3 protein-coding genes are annotated in these 2,532 nt (G+C 60.2%); all 3 read right to left on the bottom strand.

The features are described from left to right. Positions 1 to 323: DUF2092 domain-containing protein (locus tag NCT32_RS36660; protein WP_250491525.1), on the bottom strand; the 323-nt coding region annotated here is incomplete at its 3' end. 1,120 nt (positions 324 to 1,443) lie between these two features. Continuing rightward, positions 1,444 to 1,878 (bottom strand): helix-turn-helix domain-containing protein, encoded by a 435-nt coding sequence (locus NCT32_RS36655; RefSeq protein ID WP_250491524.1) that lies wholly within the window; start codon positions 1,876 to 1,878, stop codon positions 1,444 to 1,446. Further along, entirely contained in the window at positions 1,875 to 2,468 is a 594-nt protein-coding gene (locus NCT32_RS36650) for a hypothetical protein (protein ID WP_250491523.1), read from the bottom strand. The genes NCT32_RS36655 and NCT32_RS36650 overlap by 4 nt, the downstream gene beginning before the upstream one ends. Positions 2,469 to 2,532 lie beyond the last annotated feature (64 nt).

Raw genomic sequence — 2,532 nt, 5'->3', positions numbered from 1 at the left:
ACGATCTCTTTCCCGGTGAGCACAACGAGCGTTTTTGCGCCATCGCTGCGCTCGCTTTCCACGCGCATGCGATCGGGTCGGCTCAACGTAACGGTGCGGTATTCGCCGAATTCGATTTTCTGCCCGGACAGTTGCACGGCGTCGTACCCGCTGCGCACACCGACACGAAAGCTCGGCGTCCCGCCAAGAAACTCCGCCGTTCTCATGAGAATCGCACGAGCCTGGGCTTGTGAGGCGGTTTCGGCCTCAGCTCGCGCGGGGCTGACCGGTGGCTCTTTCTGCTCCGAGGCAGGGTAGGCGTTAGGAGCGGTGGTCAGCAGCAAAGCCGATATCCAGGTAGCCCCGGACGCGCGGCGCAATATGTTAGTGATCAATTTATTAACTCCTTTTGCTCGAACACCTCTTAACTCCTGTCCAGCCTGTCTAGAGAATAGTGAATTACAGAGTTTTTACTATGCGAGGAATGCCGAACTATCGGAGCGGGTGCGAAACGCCGCTTTCGGTTGAGCCTCTGCTGCTTCCGCTTCCCACGTCCGATGGCCGTTACGGTCGGCAGGGCACATCCAATTCCCGTGCGCCGACATTCGCGACCGAGACGGGCCGCGGGTAGCTGAGTGACGGGCTATGGTCGACAACTTGCCGGCCGAGTCGGATGCTCGAATGGCTGTTCCAGTTTGGACTTGCCGCAGCGCTCGCGTTGGGTCCAAGGGCAGTTCCGGGTCGGATTGAGTCCGTCCGCGCTTCAAACTCATCGCTGGGAAGCGGGCATTGGAATTCAGCTGCCCCTAGCGGCCGATCGGCAGTGCATATTCCCGACCCCTTGCTGACCTTCGCCAGCCCGACTTGGATGACTGCAACAGTTGAGGGAGCGGTCATCCGCAAGCGTGGGGGTGCGCTCGATTCAGATCGCTCTTCGCAAGCCGTACGACTTCGAAGCCTTGAAAGGCACGCATAGCGCAGCCATTCACGGCTACTTTCGTCTCTAGGCACGCGGCTGGCGTTGCATTCCCCAATTGCTCAAAAGGCCGGCTTGCTCGACAACAGTTGATCGGTCACAGTGACGTTCCACAGCTTCGGGGACTGAAATCGTGGACTTCGGGGCAGCCACGCGAGGAAAAATCGCCTACAACGCCAAACTCGGTTGTAACTGATCAGGGACGAAGGTCATGACATTACCGGGAGCACCGATCGACTCGAATCGCGCCGACGGGTCCGGTTGCACGCCGGACGTCAGTTCAGCGACAAGAGCTGCGCGGTGTTTTCAGCACGCGAGTGCCGGCTTGACTCTACTCTGGTCTGCGTTGGCGTCTGCGCAGGAAATGGAGCCGCGTGCCTATTCAGCTGTTCCGATCGGAACGAACTTCGTGGTGGCCAACTATGCGCGATCAAGCGGGGAGGTCGCGCTCGACCCTTCGCTGCCGATTACCGATCTGGAGGCGAAAATCAACCTCTATACGATCGGTTATTCACATAGTTTCGGTATCGCAGGCCGCACGGCGAGCCTCGCGCTGCTGGTGCCCGCTCGAAAAGCTGCGACAGCGCGCCCGCGGCGCCACAACTGCCGCGCTCACCACATATACGCACCGGACGCAGACGAACATACTCGGCGATCCGCACATAGCTGACCAAGGCGCGGAACCCAAAAGGCCTCCCGTCCGGATGCGGCGACAAGGCCCGTTCAAGCCAGCGATACAACTGGCGCCGATTGACACCAGTAGACTGTTCGATGTGTTTGAGCGATTCGCCGCGCGCGTAGCGTACCAGCGCCTGCATGCGCGCTTCAAACGCGCGCCGTGCTTCGTAATCGAATTCGGTGTAAGCCACGGCAGGCCACGTCGCCACATCGATTGCCTCAAACTCCGGCTTGCGGCGGCTCATGAGATTGCCTCCGTGGCGACAAACGACGTGAGCAGGGATAGCGCCTGCGTGTGCAGATCCGGCGCACTGATCCGCCCGGCATGCAACAGGCCGAATACGGCCGTGCGGACGAGAACCGGATCTCCGGTCGAAAACTCCCGCTCAATCGCAAGCAACTTCTGGGGATGGGTCAGGAAGCGCGCGATCGCTCGTGGCAGCGACGGTGAAACAAGACCCCGGTTCGCCACAATGCACGGAAGCATGCGCTGCCAGTTGTCGATCCACACCCGTGCGGCCGCGAGGTCAGCCGAAGACACGCTCCGGATGGGCAGCGCTGCTCCATCGAGCGCGCGGTGCGATTTAGGCATCTTTTCATCAACATGTGAATCATCAAGGATAACTAACTCTTGTCGGTCAACATAACGGACCCAAAAGTCGGCAAGGCGCTGCTGCCCCTCGACATGCACATAGCCGGGCCGCTCGCAGAACGTGGTCACTGCGGGATCCGCTTCGAGCAGCAACCACTGCTCAAGCAAGGCGTGCCTGTATAACGTCAGCCGTCGGGCCAGCTTCGGGCTGAAGGCTTCGAACCGGTGCGTGGGCGGCGACAATTAGCTTGGCCGGCGCATTGACTCAGGTTTTTTGTTACCGAGCTAGGCTCGTTGCCTCAAGTAT

The organism is Caballeronia sp. INML2 (assembly GCF_023631365.1).
In the GTDB taxonomy this organism is placed as follows: Bacteria; Pseudomonadota; Gammaproteobacteria; order Burkholderiales; family Burkholderiaceae; genus Caballeronia; species Caballeronia turbans.
The sequence above is the reverse complement of the archived record's forward strand: the minus strand, read 5'-3'. Positions and strand labels throughout refer to the sequence as shown.